The 20,352-nt window shown below is 62.3% G+C and carries 16 protein-coding genes; 13 read left to right on the top strand and 3 right to left on the bottom strand.

The features are described from left to right. Window positions 1-84: 84 nt before the first annotated feature. From FHT29_RS17690 to FHT29_RS17635, 13 genes are all read left to right on the top strand, one after another. A complete protein-coding gene (locus FHT29_RS17690; RefSeq protein ID WP_047561414.1) occupies window positions 85-795 on the top strand; it encodes a FadR/GntR family transcriptional regulator in 711 nt (236 codons plus the stop codon). 70 nt (window positions 796-865) lie between these two features. Then, a complete protein-coding gene (locus FHT29_RS17685; RefSeq protein WP_246703051.1) occupies window positions 866-2,416 on the top strand; it encodes an ABC transporter substrate-binding protein in 1,551 nt (516 codons plus the stop codon). Window positions 2,417-2,470: 54 nt separating this feature from the next. After that, entirely contained in the window at window positions 2,471-3,430 is a 960-nt protein-coding gene (locus tag FHT29_RS34305) for an ABC transporter permease (RefSeq protein WP_047640650.1), read from the top strand. A 3-nt stretch (window positions 3,431-3,433) separates the two neighbouring features. Next, entirely contained in the window at window positions 3,434-4,309 is an 876-nt protein-coding gene (locus tag FHT29_RS34300) for an ABC transporter permease (protein WP_047561408.1), read from the top strand. Between the two features lie 19 nt (window positions 4,310-4,328). After that, complete coding sequence (locus tag FHT29_RS17675) at window positions 4,329-5,249, top strand: dihydrodipicolinate synthase family protein (protein WP_047561434.1); 921 nt, start codon at window positions 4,329-4,331, stop codon at window positions 5,247-5,249. Then, window positions 5,249-6,265 carry an ABC transporter ATP-binding protein gene (locus FHT29_RS17670; protein WP_047561407.1) on the top strand — a complete coding sequence of 339 codons (1,017 nt, stop codon included), beginning with the start codon at window positions 5,249-5,251 and terminating at the stop codon, window positions 6,263-6,265. Before FHT29_RS17675 ends, FHT29_RS17670 begins: the two co-directional genes overlap by 1 nt. Beyond that, the gene (locus FHT29_RS17665) at window positions 6,266-7,219 is read left to right on the top strand and encodes an ABC transporter ATP-binding protein (RefSeq protein WP_047561405.1); all 954 of its coding nucleotides are present in this window, start codon (window positions 6,266-6,268) and stop codon (window positions 7,217-7,219) included. A 229-nt stretch (window positions 7,220-7,448) separates the two neighbouring features. Continuing rightward, a complete protein-coding gene (locus FHT29_RS17660; protein WP_037197375.1) occupies window positions 7,449-8,333 on the top strand; it encodes an AraC family transcriptional regulator in 885 nt (294 codons plus the stop codon). Window positions 8,334-8,535: 202 nt separating this feature from the next. Beyond that, on the top strand, window positions 8,536-9,621 hold the full coding sequence (locus FHT29_RS17655; protein ID WP_168599939.1) for a sugar ABC transporter substrate-binding protein: 1,086 nt from the start codon (window positions 8,536-8,538) through the stop codon (window positions 9,619-9,621). Window positions 9,622-9,703: 82 nt separating this feature from the next. Further along, window positions 9,704-10,525 carry an ATP-binding cassette domain-containing protein gene (locus tag FHT29_RS17650; RefSeq protein ID WP_037197377.1) on the top strand — a complete coding sequence of 274 codons (822 nt, stop codon included), beginning with the start codon at window positions 9,704-9,706 and terminating at the stop codon, window positions 10,523-10,525. After that, window positions 10,522-11,772: an ABC transporter permease gene (locus FHT29_RS17645; RefSeq protein ID WP_047561398.1), complete on the top strand. Its 1,251-nt coding sequence runs from the start codon at window positions 10,522-10,524 to the stop codon at window positions 11,770-11,772. The genes FHT29_RS17650 and FHT29_RS17645 overlap by 4 nt, the downstream gene beginning before the upstream one ends. 24 nt (window positions 11,773-11,796) lie before the next feature. Continuing rightward, window positions 11,797-12,525 (top strand): SDR family oxidoreductase, encoded by a 729-nt coding sequence (locus tag FHT29_RS17640; RefSeq protein ID WP_037197379.1) that lies wholly within the window; start codon window positions 11,797-11,799, stop codon window positions 12,523-12,525. Further along, window positions 12,525-14,156, top strand: a complete 1,632-nt coding sequence (locus FHT29_RS17635) for an FGGY-family carbohydrate kinase (protein WP_168599938.1) — start codon at window positions 12,525-12,527, stop codon at window positions 14,154-14,156. Before FHT29_RS17640 ends, FHT29_RS17635 begins: the two co-directional genes overlap by 1 nt. A 188-nt stretch (window positions 14,157-14,344) precedes the next feature. Here the strand turns inward: FHT29_RS17635 and atzF are convergent, their stop codons facing one another. Genes atzF through FHT29_RS17620 form a run of 3 tightly spaced genes read right to left on the bottom strand, consistent with a single transcriptional unit; the run spans window position 14,345 to window position 20,344 of the window. Continuing rightward, window positions 14,345-16,156 (bottom strand): allophanate hydrolase, encoded by a 1,812-nt coding sequence (gene atzF / locus FHT29_RS17630; RefSeq protein ID WP_047561391.1) that lies wholly within the window; start codon window positions 16,154-16,156, stop codon window positions 14,345-14,347. Further along, window positions 16,156-19,692 (bottom strand): urea carboxylase, encoded by a 3,537-nt coding sequence (gene uca / locus FHT29_RS17625; RefSeq protein WP_168599937.1) that lies wholly within the window; start codon window positions 19,690-19,692, stop codon window positions 16,156-16,158. Before uca ends, atzF begins: the two co-directional genes overlap by 1 nt. Before the next feature lies 1 nt (window position 19,693). Continuing rightward, on the bottom strand, window positions 19,694-20,344 hold the full coding sequence (locus FHT29_RS17620; protein ID WP_168599936.1) for an urea amidolyase associated protein UAAP2: 651 nt from the start codon (window positions 20,342-20,344) through the stop codon (window positions 19,694-19,696). Between the last annotated feature and the right edge of the window lie 8 nt (window positions 20,345-20,352).

Below are 20,352 nucleotides of genomic sequence, written 5' to 3'. Positions count from 1 at the left end.
GGCCTCTTCGTGCATGCACTCATCCACTTGACGGATATCCTACAAGTTCATAGGATCAATGCCGATACTTCGGGGACCCGTTTCATGGTCGGCAAAGTCATTCAGCCTTTGATGCGCGCGCCGTTGCTGCATGTTTCGGTGCAGGAAAGCCTGCGCAGCTATATCGCCGACAACGGTCTGGAACCGGGCACGCCGTTGCCGGCCGAAGGCGAACTGGCGACGCAGCTCGGCGTCAGCCGCAATTCCCTGCGCGAGGGCATCAAGGCGCTAGAATCCCTGGGTGTGCTCGAGACGCGCCGCGGCATCGGCATCTTCGTCAGGGCGTTTTCCTTTGGGCCGCTGCTGGACAATCTCGCCTATGGGCTCGGCAATGCGCTGCGCCATATGGAGGAGGTGCTGGAAATTCGCCGCACACTCGAAGTCGGCCTCATCGGCAAGACGCTTGAGATGATCGGGCCGGAGGATCTGGCCGAACTGCGCGCCACCGTCGACCGCATGCGCATTCATGCCGAGCGCGGCGAACCCTTCGCCGAGGACGACCAGCTGTTTCATCGGCTGCTGTTTCGCTGCCAGGGCAACGAGACCTTCGTCCGGCTGATCGACGTGTTCTGGCTCGCTTTTTACAAGGCATCCAATTTCTTCGACCTCGACAATGCCGATCCCATGGCCACGTGGAGGGACCATGAGGCGATCGTCGATGCCGTCGAAGCGAAGAATTTGAAGGAGGTGCGCATGCGCCTCGACCGCCACTACGAGGGGATTTCGAGGGTGATAGCCAACAACAAGAAGGGTTAGCGACCCAAAACTAGGGAGGAGGATTACGATGAGGGAGCTTTTTTGTCTGCCGGCAATCGCGCTGGGAGCGATGATGTCGATCACCGGCGTGCCGATCTTAGGCGGTGTGGCCGCGCCCGCAGCTGCCGCGACATTGTCTGGTGGATTCGATGTTGGCCCCGGCGGCTTTCAAGGCAATTTCAATCCGCTGGCTGCGACCGCCGGCTTAACCTGGCTCAGCATCTATTTCGAGCCGCTGATCAGCTATGACGAAAAGCTGGAGAAGATCGTCGGCGTGCTTGCCTCTTCCTATGAGGTAAGCCCGGATCAGCTCACCTATACGTTCAAGCTTGCGGATGCCAAATGGCACGACGGTAAGGCCTTCACGGCCAAGGACGCCAAATTCACCATCGAGCTTGCTGCCAATGCCAAGACGGGTTCGATCTTCGCAGCTCGCCTGAAGGTTTTATCCGCGATCGAGACGCCTGACGATCATGCCTTGGTCGTCAAGCTTTCCGCTCCCTCCGCCAGTCTCCTGGACACGCTGACGAAGATAATGGTGCTGCCGGAGCATGCGCTTGCGGCCGTACCCGCCGATCAGCTTGCGAAAAGCACCTGGTGGTCGACCTCGCCGATTGGGACAGGTCCGTTCAAATTCGTCAAATATGTACAGGATCAATATGTCGAGCTGACCGCAAATCCGGACTATCGCGGCGGCAAGCCCGTCCTCGATCGTTTGATCAATCGCTATTTCGCCAATCCTGCTTCGGCGATCTCGGCGCTGCGCGCCGGTGAAATCCAGTTCACCTACATCGATTCCAACGATGTGCCGACCTTCAAGGACGATAAATCCTTCCGGGTGATCGAGGGAGCTTCCTTCGTCGTCAACTATCTGGGCTTCAACCAGGACTCGCCGCTGTGGAAGGATCTCCGTGTCCGCCAGGCCGTCATGTATGCCCTCAACCGCGATGCGATCATCAAGAGCCTCTATGGCGGCGCGGCAAAGCCGGCCAATTGCGCCTATGTGGCGGGTCAGCTGGTTCCGGAAGGTATCGAGGCCTATCCCTACGATCCTGCCAAAGCCAAGCAACTGTTGGATGAGGCCGGGTGGAACAAGATCAACGGCGACAAGCCGGTTACGTTGCTGACCTATTACAACACCCCGCTTGCCACCAACGTGCTGGCGGCGGTGCAGGCAATGCTCGCGCAGGTCGGGATCAACGTCGTGCCGCGCGCGGTCGATGCGCCGACCTATAACGGTCTGGTGCTCAAGCCCGACGCTGATGCATCACAGTTCCAGCTTGTCTATGCGGGTTTGCAGAATGGCCCCGATCCGAGCAACATCAATACCGGGCTCAACGAAAAACAGATCCCGCCGGCGGGCGCCAATGTCGTACGTGCCCGCATGCCGGATCTGACCAAGGCACTCGACGCCGCCATTGCCGAGACGGACGTCGCCAAGCGCCACCAGCGCTATCAGGATGTCTGCAAGGTCATGAACAAGGATCTGCCCTGGGCGACCATGTGGGTGGCGAACCGCTATGGTGTCGTTTCATCGAAGGTAAAGGACTTCATCTGGACGCCCGCGCCCGGCGGTGGTCCGTATGTGGCCCATCCGGAAGCGTGGAAACTCTCCGAATAGGCTTTCGGCCGGTCGCGGGCTGCGGCTGGCTCATCCTTCAAGCGCGGATTCGATATGCTTCGTTCCTGTCTCAAGCGTCTGGCGATCGGTATCGGCATGCTCATTGCGCTGAGCATGCTGGTCTTCGTGCTGCTGCGGCTGACACCAGGCGATCCCATCGATGCCTATATCGATCCGAGCACGCCGCTGTCTCCGGCTGCCATGGCCGATCTGCGCGATAGACTTGGGTTGGATCAGCCCTTGCCGGTGCAATATATCGGGTGGCTGCAGCAGGCCTTGCACGGCAATTTCGGCTATTCGATCAAGCGGCTGGATCAGCCGGTGCTGACGCTGGTGCTGTCGCGCATAGGGCCGACTCTCCTGCTGATGGGCTCCGCACTTATCATGGCGATCGTCGCCGGCATTGCCGCTGGCGTCATCGGCGCCGTCAGGCGCAATTCTGTAACCGACGTTTCGCTCTCCGTCCTGGCGCTGGCCGGCATATCGAGCCCGGCCTTCCTGAGCGCGCTTCTCGGCCTCTATATCTTTGCCGTGCGTCTCGGCTGGCTGCCATCCGGGGGCATGTTGACGCCGGGCGAGGATTTCTCTCTTGGCGACCTGCTCCGGCATCTCATCCTGCCGTCCGCACTTCTGGCGGTCGCCCAGGCGGCTTTGATCATGCGCTACATGCGCGCCTCGCTGCTCGAAGTCCTCAACCAGGATTATGTGCGCACCGCGCGGGCCAAGGGCGTGGTCGAGTTCTGGGTTATCGTCAAGCACGCTCTGCGCAACGCTTTGCTGCCTGTTGTCACTGTCATCGGCTCGACCATTGGGCTTGCCATCGGCGGGGCGATCTTCATCGAGAGCGTCTTCAACTGGCCCGGCATGGGCCTGCTGCTCGTCGATGCGGTCACGACCCGTGATTACCCTGTGATCATGGGAGCAGCGCTGGTCATCGGCGCCTGTGTCATCGTCGTCAATCTGCTGACCGACATCGCCTATGCGGTGGTCGATCCGCGCATCAAGATGGGATGAGCGATGCTGGCGCGAACCGAACGACCAAGTCCCGGCCCTCTGGCCCGCGCATTCGACCGCTTCCGGCTGAACGGAGCGGCGCTGTTTGGCGTCTGCCTCGCCGCGCCGATGCTGGTGTTCATTCTGTCTTATCCGCTGTGGTGGCGGTTCCAGCCGAACGACATCGACCTTCTGGCGATGAATTCCGCACCCAATGCGACGCATTGGTTCGGAACCGATGGTGTCGGACGCGATGTCTTTGCGAGAGTCCTCGAAGGCGGTCGTATTTCGCTGATGGTGGCTGCGGGTTCCACTTTGATTTCGGCGCTGATCGGCTTCCTGTTCGGTTCCATTTCGGCCTTTGCCGGTCGTTGGGCCGATGCGCTCAGCATGCGCTTCGTCGATCTGGTCATGACCCTGCCGCCGGTGATCTTCCTGCTGGTGCTCGCCTCCATCACCGGCACCGGTATCCTGCCGACGATCACGGTCATATCGCTGCTGTCCTGGCCGCTGCTTGCGCGCATGGTGCGCTCAAGGCTGCTCGAATTGCGCGAACGCGATTTCGTGACGGCCGCGCGCGGCATGGGCGCCGGGCTGCCGCACCTTCTGCTGCGTCACGGCATGCCGAACTGTATCGATATTCTCGTGGTTTACGCGACGACCCAGGTTGCCAATGCGATCCTGCTGGAGGCGGGGCTCTCCTTTCTCGGGCTTGGCATTGCCCCGCCGGCAGCAAGCTGGGGCAACATGCTGAATGCCGCCCGCTCCACCGCCGTCCTCGAACAATATCCCTGGCAATGGCTGTTTCCCGGCGCCGCGCTGATTCTTGCCGTCCTTGCCATCAATTTCATCGGCGACGGATTGAGGGATGCCTTCGATCCGCGCGCCGAGCTTCATTGAACCAGGAAAGAAAGAGACAATGAGCAAATTCAAGGGTGTGGTGCCCCCCGTCGTAACGCCGCTGAATGATGATTTCACGGTGGATTACAAATCCTATACGCGGGTTCTGGAGCATCTGATCGAGGCCGGTTGCCATGGCGTCTTCGTGCTGGGCTCGACGAGCGAAGTCGTCTTCCATGACGAGAAGACACGGCGGGAGATCATCGAACATTCGGCCAAGGTCGTGAATGGCCGCGTTCCGCTGCTGGTCGGCACTATCGACGCGACCACCGACCGCGTGATCGCCCATTCGCAGATCGCCAGGGCTTCCGGGGCGGATGCCGTCGTCGTGACGGCGCCGTTTTACACGGTCACCAGCCAATCCGAGATACTCGATCATTTCCGCTATATCCGCGATGCCGTCGACGTGCCGCTTGTCGCCTATGACATTCCAGTTTGCGTGCATGTGAAGCTGCTGCGCCAGACGGTGGTGACCCTTGCCAAGGAAGGCACCATCATCGGGCTGAAGGATTCCAGCGGCGACGACGGCAACTTCCGTTACGCGCTCCTCGATCTCGCCGATCACAAGGACGTCTTCCTGATGACCGGCTCCGAGATCGTCGTCGACAATGCCTTGCTGATGGGAGCGCATGGTGTGGTTCCCGGTATCGCCAATGTCGATCCGCATGGCTACGTCCGCCTCTGGGATGCGGCACAGCGAGGCGATTGGGTCGCGGCGCGGCGCGAACAGGAGCGGCTTTGCCGCCTGTTCGAGATTGCCTGGGTGGCGCAGGGCCGCGTCAGCGGCGGCGCGTCCGGCATCGGCGCTTTCAAGGCAGCGATGAAAAGCCTCGGCATCATCGATACCGCCATCATGCCGCGTCCGCGCGCACCGCTCAATGCGGAAGAGACGGCCAGGATCGATGGCATCCTGCGGGAAACGGGGCTGCTCCAGATATGATGACGCCGGCCGCCGAGCCCGTTCTCGACATCAAGGGGCTGAGGACCGTCTTCCGTACCCGCGGCGGCGAGTTGACGGCGGTGCGGGATGTCGACCTGACCATTGGCGCTGGAGAGACCCTGGCGCTGGTCGGGGAATCCGGTTCCGGCAAGTCGGTTACCAGTCTTTCAGTCATGCGGCTGCTGACGCGCAATGTCGGCGTCATTGCCGCCGGAAGTATCAGGTTGCGGGACAAGCAAGGCGTCGTCAGCGATCTCGCCACCCTGGACGACAGGCATATGGGCGCGATACGCGGCGATGATATCGGCATGGTGTTTCAGGAGCCGATGTCGAGTCTCAACCCGGTGCTGACCATCGGCGACCAGATCGCCGAACCGATCCGCATCCATCGCAAGGCTGACCGCAGGACGGCGATGCGCAAGGCTGTCGCGCTGTTGGAGAGCGTCGGCATTCCCGATGCGGAGCGGCGGGTGCGGCAGTATCCGCATGAGCTTTCCGGCGGCATGCGGCAGCGGGCGACCATCGCCATGGCGCTTGCCTGCGACCCGGTGCTGCTGATCGCAGACGAGCCGACAACGGCTCTCGACGTCACGATCCAGGCGCAGATCCTCGAACTCATGCAGCGGCTGCAACGGGAGCGCGGCATGGCGATCCTTTTCGTCACACACAATCTCGGTGTGGTGGCCGAAATCGCCCATCGCGTCGCCGTCATGTATGCCGGCCGGATTGTCGAGGAAGGACCGGTCGGAACAGTGTTTCGCGATCCAAGGCATCCTTATACGCAGGGGCTGCTTGCCTCCATGCCGCGCCTCGGCGAGGCAACGCGGATGCGGCAAGCCGGCGAACAGCTGGCCGCCATTCCGGGTGTCGTGCCGGGGTTGACCAGGATGCCTACAGGCTGCGCCTTCGCACCGCGCTGTTCTCACGCCATTGCCGCCTGCGCCGAAGCAGTGCCAGCTCTGGAGATTGTTGGTGCCGGGCATGCGAGCCGCTGTATCCGCTGGCGGGAGATCTAGATGACCGAACCGCTTCTCTCCGTGCGCCGCCTTGCCAAGGACTATGTCTCCCGAGGCGCAAAGCTTGCCGTCCTTCGCGATATCTCCTTCGATATCGGCAAGGGGGAGGTCGTGGGGCTCGTGGGTGAATCTGGTAGCGGCAAGACGACGATAGGGCGTTCTGTCCTCAGGCTCGTCGAGCCCACCGCCGGAAGCGTCCGTTTCGATGGCACCGAGATCACCGGTCTTCGCGCGGGAGCGTTGCGACGCATGCGGCCACGCATGCAGTATATCTTCCAGGATCCCTTCGCCAGCCTATCGCCACGCATGACCATCGGCGAGATCCTGACGGAAGGCCTGAAGATACAGCGTATCGGCCATCGCCTGGATCGGCTCGACAGGGCGCGAGCAGCGCTCGAGCAGGTGGATTTGCCGGCAGAGGCGATCAATCGCTATGCGCATGAGTTTTCCGGCGGCCAGCGACAGAGGATCGGCATCGCACGCGCGCTTGCGCTCGGACCGGAGTTTCTCGTGGCCGACGAACCCCTCTCAGCGCTGGATGTCTCTATCCAGGCCCAGGTGATCAATCTGTTGCGCGGCCTGCAGCAGCGGCTCGGCCTGACCATGCTGTTCATCTCGCATGATCTCGCCGTCGTCGAATATGTCTGCGATCGGGTCATTGTACTCTATCTCGGGCGGATCATGGAGATCGCCGCGGGCGCCGATCTCTATGCCCGCCCCAGCCATCCTTATACGCGCGCGCTCCTATCAGCCATTCCGTCCCCCGATCCGGATGCCCGGCGCGACCGCCAGATCCTGAAGGGCGACATTCCCAGCCCGGCAAACCCGCCCAGCGGCTGCGTCTTCCGAACGCGTTGTCCGCATGCTCTCGATGCATGTGCAGCAACAGTGCCCGAGTTGCGCGAAGTCGTGCCGGGACAATTCAAGGCATGCATCCGCAACGATCTGGATTGAAGTCGCTTCATAATATCGCCACGCCCCTCGCATTGCGGTTTGTCATACTGCACTGCACATTTGGCCAACGAAGGGGCCATTCATGTCAAAAAAGTATCGGCCGAGCGTTCAGGGCGTAGTAGCGGGGGGCGAATACGAGGCGTAGATTTACCACATAGAAGACGTGATGGCCTCTGGGAGGAGGCCCCGCAACCGGATTGAGCACGGGCGGGCGAAAGGAGGCTGGCTGATGAACCCCGATTTGGAAGTTGTTGCGATCGGCAGCGGCGAGTCCTTCAAGGCCTGGGAGCATGGCTATCCCTACCGCACGGTTCGCTGGCATTTTCACCCCGAGTATGAAATCCATCATGTCGTGGCGACCACCGGGCAATACTTTGTCGGCGATTTCATCGGCGAGTTCGAGCCGGGCAATCTGGTGCTGACGGGGCCGAACCTACCGCATAATTGGGTGAGCGACGTCCCGGTCGGCGTCACCCTTCCTCTGCGCTGCCGCGTCCTGCAATTTTCCGAATCCTTCTTTGCCGATGCGAGCAGGGTCTTCCCGGAACTGTCCGCTTGCGCAGGCATATTGGAAACGAGCCGCCGTGGTGCGCTCTTCACGCCCGAGACCGCCGCAATCGTCGGCCCAATCCTTGGTGAGTTGGTTGAGGCGACCGGCATCCGCCGTATCGAGCTTTTCATGAACATTCTCGACGCCATGAGCAGTGCCTCGGATACGCGCTCGCTTGCCAGCGCCGGTTACCAGCCGGATCCGTCTGGCTTCATGTCCGCGGGCGTCAATCAGGCGCTGTCCTATATCAATGCGCATCTGACCGAGCCATTCAGCGAGTGTGACCTCGCCGAGTTGACGGGCCAGAGCCCGAGCGCTTTTTCGCGCAGCTTTCGCCGCCACACCGGCATGGCGCTGGTGCAATATGTCAACCGACTGCGGGTCAACTTCGCCTGTCACCTGCTGATGAGCAAGGCGGATATGTCGATCACCGACATCTGCTTTGCCGCCGGCTTCAACAATATCTCGAATTTCAATCGCCGTTTTCTGGATCAGAAGGGCATGGCGCCCTCACGGTTCAGATCACTGTTGGCACAGCATGCTCGTGCGGTGGAGGCCGCCTAACCAAGGGGAGGACAGGGAGGAGAGACAACAATTCAGGCCAAGCGAACGGGCGCCTCTGTCGCCCGAAGGAGATCGTTTGTCCGAAAAATAACCGCTGCCACGGTCGGACGACCGTCGCCAGGGGACGTCGAACAAGAGCATCGCGTGCTTAGGGCCGCGATGATCGAGGGAAACCATTACCATTTGGAACGGAGAATTTCCAATGAACCATCTCGCACTGAAAATCGCTGGCGCAGCCGCGCTCACGGTTGGTCTTCTGAGCGGCACGTCCGCATTCGCGCAATCCGCCAAGGTAACCGACGCAACCGTCGCCTTCCTGATGCCAGACCAGAGTTCGACGCGTTACGAAGAGCATGACTTTCCCGGTTTCCAGGCGGAGATGAAGAAGCTCTGCGCCGGCTGCAAGGTCATCTACCAGAATGCCAATGGCGATGCTTCGCGCCAGCAGCAGCAATTCAACTCGGCGATTTCGCAGGGCGCCAAGGCAATCGTGCTCGACCCGGTCGACTCCACCGCCGCTGCCTCGCTGGTCAAGATGGCCCAGAGCCAGGGCGTTCGCGTCATCGCCTATGACCGCCCGATCCCGTCGACCCCTGCCGATTACTATGTGTCCTTCAACAACGAAGAGATCGGCAAGATGATCGCGAAATCGCTCGTCGATCACCTGAAGGCCAAGAACGTCAAGGCCGGTGACGGCGGCCTGCTCCAGATCAACGGTTCGCCGACCGATGCGGCGGCCGGCCTCATCAAGAAGGGCATCCATGCCGGTCTCGCCGAGGGCGGCTATCCCGTGCTCGCCGAATTCGACACGCCGGAATGGGCGCCGCCGAAGGCACAGCAATGGGCAAGTGGCCAGATCACCCGCTTTGGCAAGAAGATCCTCGGCGTGGTCGCGGCCAATGATGGCACGGGCGGCGCTGCGGTGGCGGCCTTCAAGGCAGGAGGCTTCGATCCGGTGCCGCCGGTCACGGGCAATGACGCCACCATCGCCGGCCTGCAGCTCATCATTTCCGGCGATCAGTACAACACGATCTCCAAGCCGAGCGAGATCGTCGCCGCGGCTGCTGCCAATGTCGCGATAGAATTGCTCTCCGGCGAAATGCCGAAGGCGGACACGAAACTCTTCGACACGCCGACGAAGCTCTTCACGCCGGCATTGGTTACGGCCGACAATCTCAAGGCTGAAATTATCGACAAGGCCGTCAACGGCAAGCCGATCCAGACGCCCGACCAGCTCTGCACCGATCGCTACGCGGATGGCTGCAAGAAGCTCGGTATCGGCAGCTGACTATAGCTAATCGATATGCTCCGGCCGCTTCGGCGGCCGGAAATGAACCGACCATCACTGCAAACCGAGAGAGTGGCGAAACATGATTGACGCTTCCGGTCAAAGAGCCCCGACAGGCGAGCTGGTGCTCAGCCTGCAAGGTGTCTCCAAACATTTCGGCGCCGTCTCGGCACTGACTGACATTAACCTCGATGTACATGCCGGCGAGGTCGTGGCGCTTGTCGGCGATAACGGCGCGGGCAAATCGACGCTCGTGAAAATCCTTGCCGGCGTTCACCAGCCGAGCGCCGGCACGATCACATTCGCAGGCAAGCCGGTCACGCTCAGCGATCCCGCCACAGCCCTCGATCTCGGCATCGCCACGGTCTTTCAGGATCTGGCGCTGTGCGAGAACCTCGATGTCGTGGCGAACATCTTCCTCGGCCGGGAGCTCAGCCCGCTGAAGCTCGACGAGACCGCGATGGAGGTGCGTGCCTGGACACTCCTCAATGAGCTTGCTGCGCGCATCCCGAGCGTGCGCATTCCCATCGCCTCGCTTTCCGGCGGCCAACGGCAGACGGTGGCCATCGCCCGCTCGCTGTTGCTCGAGCCGAAGCTCATCATGCTGGACGAGCCCACAGCCGCGCTCGGCGTGGCGCAAACAGCGGAGGTGCTGAACCTGATCGAACGCGTCCGCGACAAGGGGCTCGGCGTGCTCATGATCAGCCACAACATGGAGGACGTGCGCGCCGTGGCCGACCGTATCGTCGTGCTGCGTCTCGGCCGCAACAACGGCATCTTCTATCCCGACACCTCGAACCAGGAACTTGTCAGCGCCATCACCGGCGCAACTGAAAATGCCGTGTCGCGGCGCGCCGGGCGGCGTCAGGCCCAACAGGAACAAAGAGAAGGGGGCCAGCTATGAACCAGGACATGAAGCAGCCGGCCGTGTTGCTCGACCGAAGCGACGTTCGCGTCAGCCATGAAACAGGCATCGCCGCCACGATCCGTTCGTCCATCGACAAGGTACGGTCAGGCGATCTCGGCTCCCTGCCAGTCGTCGTCGGCCTCGTCATCATCTGGACGGTATTCGGCGCGCTCAACCCGACATTCCTCTCTAGCAACAATCTCGCCAATCTGCTGTTCGATGCGTCGACGGTCGGCATCATCTCGCTCGGCATCGTCTGTGTGCTGATGGTCGGCGAGATCGATCTTTCGGTGGGCTCGATCAGCGGCTTCGCCTCGGCCATGGTCGGCATGCTCTGGGTCAATGAAGGCTGGCCGGTGGTACTCGCCATCCTCGCCGCGCTTGTCTTCGGTGGTGTGATCGGCACGATCTACGCTTTGCTCTTCAACCGTTTGGGCATGCCAAGCTTCGTTTCGACGCTGGCGGGATTGCTCGCCGTACTCGGCATGCAGCTCTATTTGCTCGGCGCCACCGGCTCCATCAATCTGCCCTATGGTTCGGCGATCGTGAACTTCGGCCAACTCCTGGTCATTCCGCGTCCGCTCGCCTATCTGTTTGCGCTCATCCCCGGCGTGGTGATGCTGTTTTCCGGCTTCGCCGTAGTTCGTCGTCGCAAGCAGGCGAACTTGTCGGCTCCTTCCGCCGGCGGCCTCGTTGCGAAAGCCGTCGCCATCACCGTGGCTCTTGAATTCGTCGCGTTCTACCTCAATCAGGATCGCGGCATTCCCTGGATGTTCGCCTTGTTCGTGGTGCTGGTCATCTTGATGGACTACGCGCTGACGCGCACGCAATGGGGCCGGTCGATGTCAGCGGTCGGCGGCAACCGGGAGGCTGCGCGGCGTGCCGGCATCAACGTGCGGATGATCTATACGAGCGCCTTCGTGCTCTGCGCCATGTTTGCAGCCCTCGGCGGTGTGCTGGCCGCGGCGCGTCTGGCCTCGGCCAGCCAGCAGGCCGGCACCGGAGACGTCAACCTGAATGCGATCGCCGCAGCCGTCATCGGCGGCACCAGCCTCTTCGGCGGCCGTGGCAACGCCTATTCGGCGCTACTGGGCATCATCGTCATCCAGTCGATCGCGAGCGGTCTTACGATGCTCGATCTGTCGTCGGCGCTTCGCTACATGATCACCGGCGCAGTCCTTGCCATCGCTGTCATCGTCGACTCGCTGGCTCGCCGGTCTCGCGCCTCGCATGGTCGTGGCTGATTTCATCACAAAGTAAGGATTGATATGAGACAGGATTTTGCCGGTAAAATCGCCGCCATCACCGGGGCCGCCTCCGGGATCGGGCTGGAATGCGCCAAATCGCTTTTGAACGAGGGCGCCAGCGTCGCCCTCATCGACAGGGCCGAGGATACTCTGAAAAGCCTCTGCGCCGACCTGGGACCGAATGCCCATCCCGTGGTCATCGACCTTCTGAACCCTGCAAGTGTGGCCACCATGATGCCGCAGATTCTGGAGAAATTCGGCAAACTCGACATCTTCCACGCCAATGCCGGCGCCTATATTGGCGGCGAGGTCGTGGATGGTGATCCCGATGCCTGGGATCGGATGCTGGATCTCAATATCAACGCGGCCTTCCGTTCCGTCCGGATGGTGCTGCCGCATATGGTCGAGCGGAAGACTGGCGACATCATCATGACCAGTTCTATTGCCGGCCTGGTGCCGGTGGTCTGGGAGCCGATCTATACGGCCTCGAAACATGCGGTTCAGGCATTCGTCCATACCGTACGCCGCCAGGTCGCCAAGCATGGCATCCGTGTCGGCGCAGTCGCGCCAGGGCCCGTGGTGACCGCGCTGATTAGCGATTGGCCGAAGGCGAAGCTGGACGAGACGATCGCCGCCGGCGGCCTTATGGAAGCGACCGAAGTGGCGGAAGCCGTCCTCTTCATGCTATCGAGGCCACGTAACATTGTCATTCGGGATCTGGTGATCCTGCCTTTAAGTACGGATCTCTGATGACGGCACCTTATTTCATCGGCATCGACGTCGGAACCGGCAGCGCCCGCGCCGGCGTCTTCGACGCGCGGGGACATCTGCTCGCCTCGGCCAAACGCCAGATCACCATCTGGCACGAGGCCGGCAGCATCGTCGAGCAGTCGAGCGAGCAGATCTGGAAGGCCGTTTGCGACAGCGTCAGGGAAGCTGTCGCGACTGCTGGCATAGTGGCAACCGATGTTGCCGGCATCGGCTTCGATGCGACTTGCTCACTTGTCGCGGTCACGGCGGATGGCGCGCCGGTGGCGGTCGGTCCGTCCGGCGATCCCGCTCGCAATATCATCGTCTGGATGGATCATCGCGCCGCCCGCGAAGCTCAGGAAATCAATGCCGGCAATCATGCCGTGCTGCGCTATGTCGGCGGCCGCATCTCGCCCGAGATGGAGACCCCCAAGCTCCTCTGGCTCAAGCGAAACCTGCCGCAATCTTTCGCAGCAGCCGATCATTTTTTCGATCTTGCCGATTATCTGACCTGGCGCGCGACGGGCTCACTGACGAGATCAATCTGCACGGTCACCTGCAAATGGACCTATCTCGCGCATGAAAAGCGCTGGGACGCCCAATATTTCAGGGATATCGGCGTCGGAGAACTGGCTGACGAGGATTTTGCCAGAATAGGCACTGACATCGTCGAGCCCGGCACTCCCCTGGGGAACGGTCTGAGCGAAGCTGCGGCCCGTGATCTGGGCCTTGCAGCCGGCACGCCCGTCGGCGCATCCCTGATCGACGCTCATGCCGGCGGCGTCGGCACCTTAGGTGGCCAAGACGCCAAGGGGAATGCCGATATCAGCAACAGGCTCGCCTACATCTTCGGCACATCAGCCTGCTCGATGGCCTCAAGCGAGACGGCGGTTTTCGTCGATGGCGTCTGGGGCCCCTATTATTCGGCCATGGTGCCCGGCCTGTGGTTGACGGAAGGCGGGCAGTCGGCGGCTGGAGCCGCCATCGACCATCTCGTCACCATGCATCCCGCAGCCGACGAAGCGCGGGCGAGGGCCGAGGCGGAGGGCCTCTCGCTGGTCGCCTGGCTCGATCGTCAGGCAGGCGAAGCCTGCAAGAATGCGTCCGACGCGGTCGTGCTCGCCAAATCCATACAGGTGGTGCCGGAATTCCTCGGTAACCGCTCACCCTTCGCTGATCCTGACGCCCGTGCCGTCATCTCGGGTCTGGCGCTGGAAACCGGCATCGACGATCTGGTCGCGCTTTATGTCGCCGGCCTTTGCGGCATCGGCTACGGCCTGCGGCAGCTGCTCGAAAAGCTGTCTCTGGATGGCATCGCGTGCAATCTTATCGTCGCGAGCGGCGGTGCCGCCCAGAGCGGCCTTGTGCGACAGCTTCTGGCCGATACGGCCAACATACCTGTCGCTGTTGCCGACACTGAAGAGCCGGTTCTTCTCGGAGCGGCCATGCTGGGCGCTACGGCCGGTGGACATTATGGCTCGCTCGCGGAAGCGATGGCGGCCATGTCGCGGCTGGCGAAATTGTTCTCGCCGGCGCACGGCGCCATCAAGGTGCTGCACGAACGTCGCTATGCCGCTTTCGAGCTGCTGCAATCGGCTGATCGGAGCATCCGCTCGTTGATGGCATCGTAGATGCCACCGCGGATGACTCGTCATCCACGGTGGCCGAGATCAGTCAGGAGTCGCTAACACGAGTTTTTTGTGATTGGAGATCGTGCCTGTCAGGACGGCCGCCACCGATAGCACCGGTTCTCGCTATCAGGCCTTCGAGGATGGTTCGCAACGCCTTCATCAGCAATTCCGGCATTTGACTTGCCTCCTCAAGAAGCCGGGTCAGCGGCGCTTACATAGCCGCGCCAGCCGCCGAATTCGGTGATATCCCGGGCGTCAGCGACGGCATGGACCTCGCAGAGAAACCCCGAGATGGAACTTCCATCATCGAGCGTGATCTTGCCCACGCCCAGCGGTGCCGGAATATTCTGGACGAACCGGGCGAATGCCGCAGGCGGCAGAGCCCAGACCTCAACTTCCACACCCTTGCCGGCAAAACCCGGATCGCGCACCAGTCCCGGCTTTGGCGGGACGGTGCCGGGGAGCGCAAAGAGCCGGTAGCTGCCATCCGTCCGGCAGGTTTTCAACTTATATCCGCCCGGCCGGGTCAGTTCATGGTTGAGCGGCATGCCGGTCAGATGCGCGCCGACGACCACGATTGGAACGAGGTCTTCGGCAGCCGGGGCTACGCGGCTTGCAGCGGGCAGCGCGGCCGTGCGGTCCTTGCCCATTCCGGCGTTCAGGGCGCGATGCATGGCGTCGGCGAAGGGAGCCAATGCTTCGTCGGTGAAGGCGGGGCCGACGAGCATCACGCCCGCGGGCAGATGGTCCTTGGCGTCAAAGCCGGCAGGTATGGCGATCGCCGCGCAGTCGAGCAGATTGGCGAAGTTGGTATAGCGACCGAAGTGGCCGTTCTTGACGATCGGATCGGCCCGCATCTCCTCGACGGTGTAGGTGGTGGGCGAGGTCGGCAGCATCAGGAAGTCGACCTTCTCCCATTCCACCTTCGTCTTCTGTCGCAAGGCTTCCAACCGGTACCGGCCTTCGAAGGCAGCGACCGCGTCATAGGCCTTTGCCCCTTCGATGATGGTCCGCACGGTCGGATTGAAATCACCAGCATTCGTCTCCAGAAAATCCTTCACCGCCGCCAGCCGCTCGGCGACCCAGGGGCCGTTGTAGAGCAATTCGGCCGCTTGCCGGAAAGGCGCATAGTCGAAGGGTACGATCTCTGCACCCAGCGATTTAGCCCGCTCGATGGCGGCGTCATAGAGAGCTTCGACATCCTTGTTGCCATAGAATTCGCGCTCCACGCCGTCGAGCACGCCGATGCGCGGGCGTGATGATGGCAGGTTTGGCGGCGCGGCCTGCCGCGAGAACGGATCGCGAGCGTCATAGCCTTCCATGATCCTGCGCACGGTAGTGCCATCTCTCACTGTCGCCGCAAAGACGGTGACGACATCGACGCTGCGGCAGGCAGGCACCACGCCGACATTCGGCACAAGCCCTGGCGTCGGCTTGATGCCGACGAGATTGTTGAAGGCGGCCGGGACGCGGCCCGAGCCTGCCGTATCGGTGCCAAGGGAAAAGCTCGCCAGTCCAGCCGCGACGGCGACGGCCGAACCGGAACTGGAGCCGCCGGAAACGTAGTTGCGGTCGAATACGGAACGCGGTGCGCCATAGGGCGAACGCGTGCCGTTAAGGCCGGTCGCGAATTGGTCGAGATTGGTCTTGCCGATGACGATGGCGCCGGCGGCCTTCAGCCGGGCGACCGTGGTCGCATCCTCTTCAGGATGATAGGCAAAGGCCGGGCAGGCGGCTGTTGTCGGCAGACCTGCGACGTCGATGTTGTCCTTGACCGCGAAGGGAACGCCCCAGAGCGGCAGGCTGTTCGGCTCGGGCACTCTTGCCAACAGCTCGCGGGCTGCCGCGCGCAGATCGTCATCCGGCGTCATGGTGATGAAGATCGCCGGATCGTCCGACGCTTTCCGTCTGGCGATGATCTCCTCCACCAGGTCGAGCGGTGACAGGCCTGCCGCATAGGCCGCTTTCAGCGAAGCGAGATCGAGAATGGTGGGAAGCATCAGATTTCCTCCAGAATGACGAGCACATCGCCGGCTTTGACGTTGTGCCCCGGGCCGGCGCGCAGATCGCGGACGCGCCCGGCGGCGTGTGCGGTGACGTTGATTTCCATTTTCATGGATTCGATGATGGCCAATGTATCGCCGGCGGCAACCGGCTGACCCTCTTCGACGAGTATTTTCCAGACGTTGCCGGGTACGGCACTTTCGATGCCGAAACAGCCTTCGGGTATGTCGCCGCCCAATCCGGGGCCGGCTCCCTCGTCGACGGTGAAACTGTCGAGACCGAGTTCCTTCCAGCGCTGGCGTTCCGCTTCGAAGGCGGCCTGCTGCTTGGATTTAAAAGCGCCGATGGTGGCTGCGTCGCGGGCAAGGCCTGCTTCATAGGCACCGTAGGAAAATTCCGTCTCCTCGATCTTGACGGGATAGCCTCCATGCGGGAAGGCGGCACGTGCCTCCGCCAGTTCCTCATGGCCGACGGGAAAGAAGCGGATCTGGTCGAAGAAGTTCAGCAACCACGGCCTGCCTCGGGCAAAGACCGGTGTCTGCCGCCAGCTGTTCCAGACCTGGATGGTGCGGCCGAAAAGCTGATAGCCACCCGGGCCCTCCATGCCATAGATGCACATATAGGCGCCGCCTATGCCGACGGCATTCTCCGGCGTCCAGGTGCGGGCCGGATTGTACTTCGTCGTCACCAGCCGATGGCGCGGGTCGATTGGGGTCGCGACCGGTGCGCCGAGATAGACGTCGCCGAGGCCGAGCACCAGATAGCTGGCATCGAAGACGATGTCGCGCACGGCCTGCTCGTCGGGCAAGCCGTTGATCCGGCGAATGAACTCGATATTCGATGGGCACCAGGGTGCGTTTGGCCGCACGAGTTCTTGATATTTGCGCATGGCGAGTTCGGCATCCGGATCGTTCCAGGAGAGCGGCAGATGCACGATGCGGCTCGGGACTTTGACCTCCTGCGCTGCCGGGAGGGCCGCCTCGATCTCGGCAAGCAGGCCCAGCAGGCGCGTGCGCGTGAGCGTGGTGCCGTCATAATGGATCTGCAGCGATCGGATGCCGGGTGTCAGGTCGATGATCCCTGGCAGGCGGATCTCAGAGACGGCCTGCATCAGCAAGTGCACCCGCAGGCGGAGCGCGATATCGAGAGTCATCGCGCCATATTCGACCAGCAGATTGTCGTCGCCCTGGCGGCGATAGACGACGGGAACCGGTCCATGCTCGTTCTGGCCGACGATCGCCGATCCAGCTTCATCACCGATGCGCCGCACCACGGGACCGGCGACAGGATCTTGCGCACGCTCGGCCGGATGAAACCGGATTTTATCGCCGGGCTTGAACTGACCCATTTTCCATTGCTCGTCGCGGGCGATGACGGCAGGGCAGACGAAGCCACCGAGGCTCGGGCCATCGGGTCCGAGAATGATCGGCATGTCGCCGGTAAAGTCGATGGCTCCCACAGCATAGGCATTATCATGGAGATTGGAGGGGTGAAGGCCGGCTTCGCCACCGTCGCTGCGCGCCCATTTGGGTGCTGGGCCGATCAGACGCACGCCGGTGCGGGCGCTGTTGAAATGCACCTCGTATTCGGTCGAGAACAGCGTCTCGATGTCGTCTTCCAGAAAGAAGTCCGGCGCGCCATGTGGGCCATAGAGAACGCCGACCTGCCAGTTGCGGGTCAGCGGCGCCGGTGCCTCAGCTGCTTTGGCGGGCAGTTGCGGTGCGCGGGCCAGCCGCAGCACATGGCCGGTCTGGAGCGTGCCAATGGCGTGGCCGCCGAATTTCCCGAGGCCGAAGGTCGCTCTCGAGCCGAGCGTGACGGGGGCTGCAAAGCCGCCCGCAACCGCGAGATAGGAGCGCTGGCCGGCACCCTCTATCGCGCCGATCACAACCGTCTGTCCCGCCTTGATGGTGACGGCTTCGTCATGCGGCAGAGGGAGGCCGTCGAGGCTCATCGGCATGCGCGCGCCTGCGAGAGCAATGGTGATGTCCGAGAAGATCTTGAGTATCGGGCCGGATACGGTGAGTTCCAGCGCCGCCGTCTCATCGGCGTTGCCGACGAGCCGATTGGCATGGCGGAACGAGCGCTCGTCCATCGGGCCGCTCGGCGGCACGCCGACATGCCAGAGGCCGAGTCGGCCGGGTAGGTCCTGTATGCTCGACTGCGCGCCCGGCGCAACAACTTCTATGATATCGGGCACGAAGGCGAAGTCCTTGAGCGCGGTCGTCGCCACATCGCCGCTCGACAGCAGATCCGATCCCGCAATCGCCTTGAGATATTCGAGATTGGTCTCGATGCCGGCGATGGCGCTTTCCGCAAGCGCGTGCTTCAACTTCTCGATCGCGGCAGGTCGGTCTTCGGCCGTGACGATCACCTTGGCGAGCATTGGGTCATAGAAGGGCGTAACTTCCGTGCCGGTCTCGATCCAGCCATCCACGCGCGCACTCGCCGGGAAGGCGACTTCCGTCAGCAGACCGGCACTGGGCCGGAAGCCGGCATGCGGCATCTCGGCATAGATGCGAGCCTCGATCGCAGCGCCGCTCGGAGTCAGATGGTCGTTGCCGGTGATCACATCCTCGCCAGCCGCCTGGCGGATCATCCATTCGACGAGATCGATGCCATAGACGGCTTCCGTGATCGGATGCTCGACCTGCAGGCGGGTATTGACCTCGAGGAAATAGAATTCCTCGCGCAGCGGATCGTAGATGAATTCCACCGTCCCGGCGGATTGGTAGCGCGCGGAGGTGCCCAGCGCCACGGCCGCGGCGTGCAGACGCTCTCGCACGGCGGGCGAAAGACCGGGAGCGGGAGTTTCCTCGATCACCTTCTGGTTCCGGCGCTGCAGCGAGCAGTCGCGCTCGCCGAGCGCGATCACCCGTCCCTCGCCATCGCCGAAGATCTGCACCTCGACGTGACGGGCCTTGGAAACGAAGCGTTCGAGATAGACGCGCGCGTCGCCGAAGCTCGCCTTGGCCGTGCGCTGCACGCTTTCGAAAGCGGCCTTCAGACTATCGGCATCCTCGCAGAGCTGCATGCCGATGCCGCCGCCGCCCGCTGTCGATTTTAGCATGACCGGGTAGCCGATCTCCGCGGCGGCCGCTAGCGCCGCCTCGCTCGTGTCGACAAGACCGCTGCCCGGAAGTAGCGGCACGCCGCTTGCTCGCGCCAGCCCGCGCGCCGTGTGCTTCAGGCCGAAGGCGGCAATGTTTTCCGGCGTCGGGCCGATGAAGACGATGCCTTCTTCCGCCAGCCGTTCGGCAAAACCGATGTTTTCCGAAAGGAAGCCATAGCCAGGATGAACGGCTTCCGCGCCAGTCGCCTTGCAGGCCGCTATGACGGCATCGACATTGAGATAGCTTTCGGATGCCGGTGCGGGGCCGAGCCTCACGGCCTCGTCGGCCATCAGCGATGCCTTGGAAAACCGGTCGGCGTCGGAATAGACGACGACGGAGGCGATGCCCATGCGTTTCAATGTCCGGATGATCCGGACGGCGATTTCGCCTCGGTTGGCGATCAATATCTTTTTGAACATCTCAGGCCTCACCGTCCCAGACGAGAACCCGGATCGGCGTCGGATCGAAACCGTTGCAGGGATTGTTGATCTGCGGGCAATTGGAGATGACGAGCAGCACGTCCATTTCGGCCTTCAGCTCGACATAGTCGCCAGGCGCTGAAATACCGTCGACGATCGTCATCTCGCCTGATGGTTCGATCGGCACGTTCATGAAGAAATTGATGTTAGGCACGACGTCGCGCTTGCTCATGCCGTGCTTGGAGACCTCCAGAACGAAATTGTCGCGGCAGGCATGGAGATACTTCGTGCCATGGCCGAAGCGCACCGTGTTGCTCTCGCAGGAGCAGGCGCCGGCCGAGGTGTCATGGCGCCCGCAACTGTCGGCGGTCATGGTCAGCATAACCCGGCCCTCGTTGGAGATAATCCGGGTGCCCGTGGAGATATAGGCCGCACCCTGCTCGCGTATGGTGTCCTGGCTGGAGTAGCGCTCGGAGTGATCCTTCGCGTTGTAGAACAACGTGTCGATTGCCTGCTGGCCGTAACTATCCTCGATGCGCAGGGTCTGGCCCTTTCGAATGATGGTCGAGAAGGGTGCTTCGGCAGCGATCGAGTGATCTTGCGCGGCGTTATCGAGGGTGCGGCTGGATGCGGTCTGGATGAAAGTGGTCATGATATCGA

It is taken from the genome of Rhizobium sp. SG741 (assembly GCF_012275435.1).
Classification (GTDB): Bacteria; Pseudomonadota; Alphaproteobacteria; order Rhizobiales; family Rhizobiaceae; genus Rhizobium; species Rhizobium lusitanum.
This window is presented reverse-complemented; position numbering and strand designations above follow the sequence as displayed.

Bases quoted from the DNA above. Each gene is read 5' to 3' on its own strand.
- FHT29_RS17690 (WP_047561414.1), top strand. From the start codon at position 85: ATGGTCGGCAAAGTCATTCAGCCTTTGATGCGCGCGCCGTTGCTGCAT.
- FHT29_RS17685 (WP_246703051.1), top strand. From the start codon at position 866: ATGATGTCGATCACCGGCGTGCCGATCTTAGGCGGTGTGGCCGCGCCC.
- FHT29_RS34305 (WP_047640650.1), top strand. From the start codon at position 2,471: ATGCTTCGTTCCTGTCTCAAGCGTCTGGCGATCGGTATCGGCATGCTC.
- FHT29_RS34300 (WP_047561408.1), top strand. From the start codon at position 3,434: ATGCTGGCGCGAACCGAACGACCAAGTCCCGGCCCTCTGGCCCGCGCA.
- FHT29_RS17675 (WP_047561434.1), top strand. From the start codon at position 4,329: ATGAGCAAATTCAAGGGTGTGGTGCCCCCCGTCGTAACGCCGCTGAAT.
- FHT29_RS17670 (WP_047561407.1), top strand. From the start codon at position 5,249: ATGACGCCGGCCGCCGAGCCCGTTCTCGACATCAAGGGGCTGAGGACC.
- FHT29_RS17665 (WP_047561405.1), top strand. From the start codon at position 6,266: ATGACCGAACCGCTTCTCTCCGTGCGCCGCCTTGCCAAGGACTATGTC.
- FHT29_RS17660 (WP_037197375.1), top strand. From the start codon at position 7,449: ATGAACCCCGATTTGGAAGTTGTTGCGATCGGCAGCGGCGAGTCCTTC.
- FHT29_RS17655 (WP_168599939.1), top strand. From the start codon at position 8,536: ATGAACCATCTCGCACTGAAAATCGCTGGCGCAGCCGCGCTCACGGTT.
- FHT29_RS17650 (WP_037197377.1), top strand. From the start codon at position 9,704: ATGATTGACGCTTCCGGTCAAAGAGCCCCGACAGGCGAGCTGGTGCTC.
- FHT29_RS17645 (WP_047561398.1), top strand. From the start codon at position 10,522: ATGAACCAGGACATGAAGCAGCCGGCCGTGTTGCTCGACCGAAGCGAC.
- FHT29_RS17640 (WP_037197379.1), top strand. From the start codon at position 11,797: ATGAGACAGGATTTTGCCGGTAAAATCGCCGCCATCACCGGGGCCGCC.
- FHT29_RS17635 (WP_168599938.1), top strand. From the start codon at position 12,525: ATGACGGCACCTTATTTCATCGGCATCGACGTCGGAACCGGCAGCGCC.
- atzF (WP_047561391.1), bottom strand. From the start codon at position 16,156: ATGCTTCCCACCATTCTCGATCTCGCTTCGCTGAAAGCGGCCTATGCG.
- uca (WP_168599937.1), bottom strand. From the start codon at position 19,692: ATGTTCAAAAAGATATTGATCGCCAACCGAGGCGAAATCGCCGTCCGG.
- FHT29_RS17620 (WP_168599936.1), bottom strand. From the start codon at position 20,344: ATGACCACTTTCATCCAGACCGCATCCAGCCGCACCCTCGATAACGCC.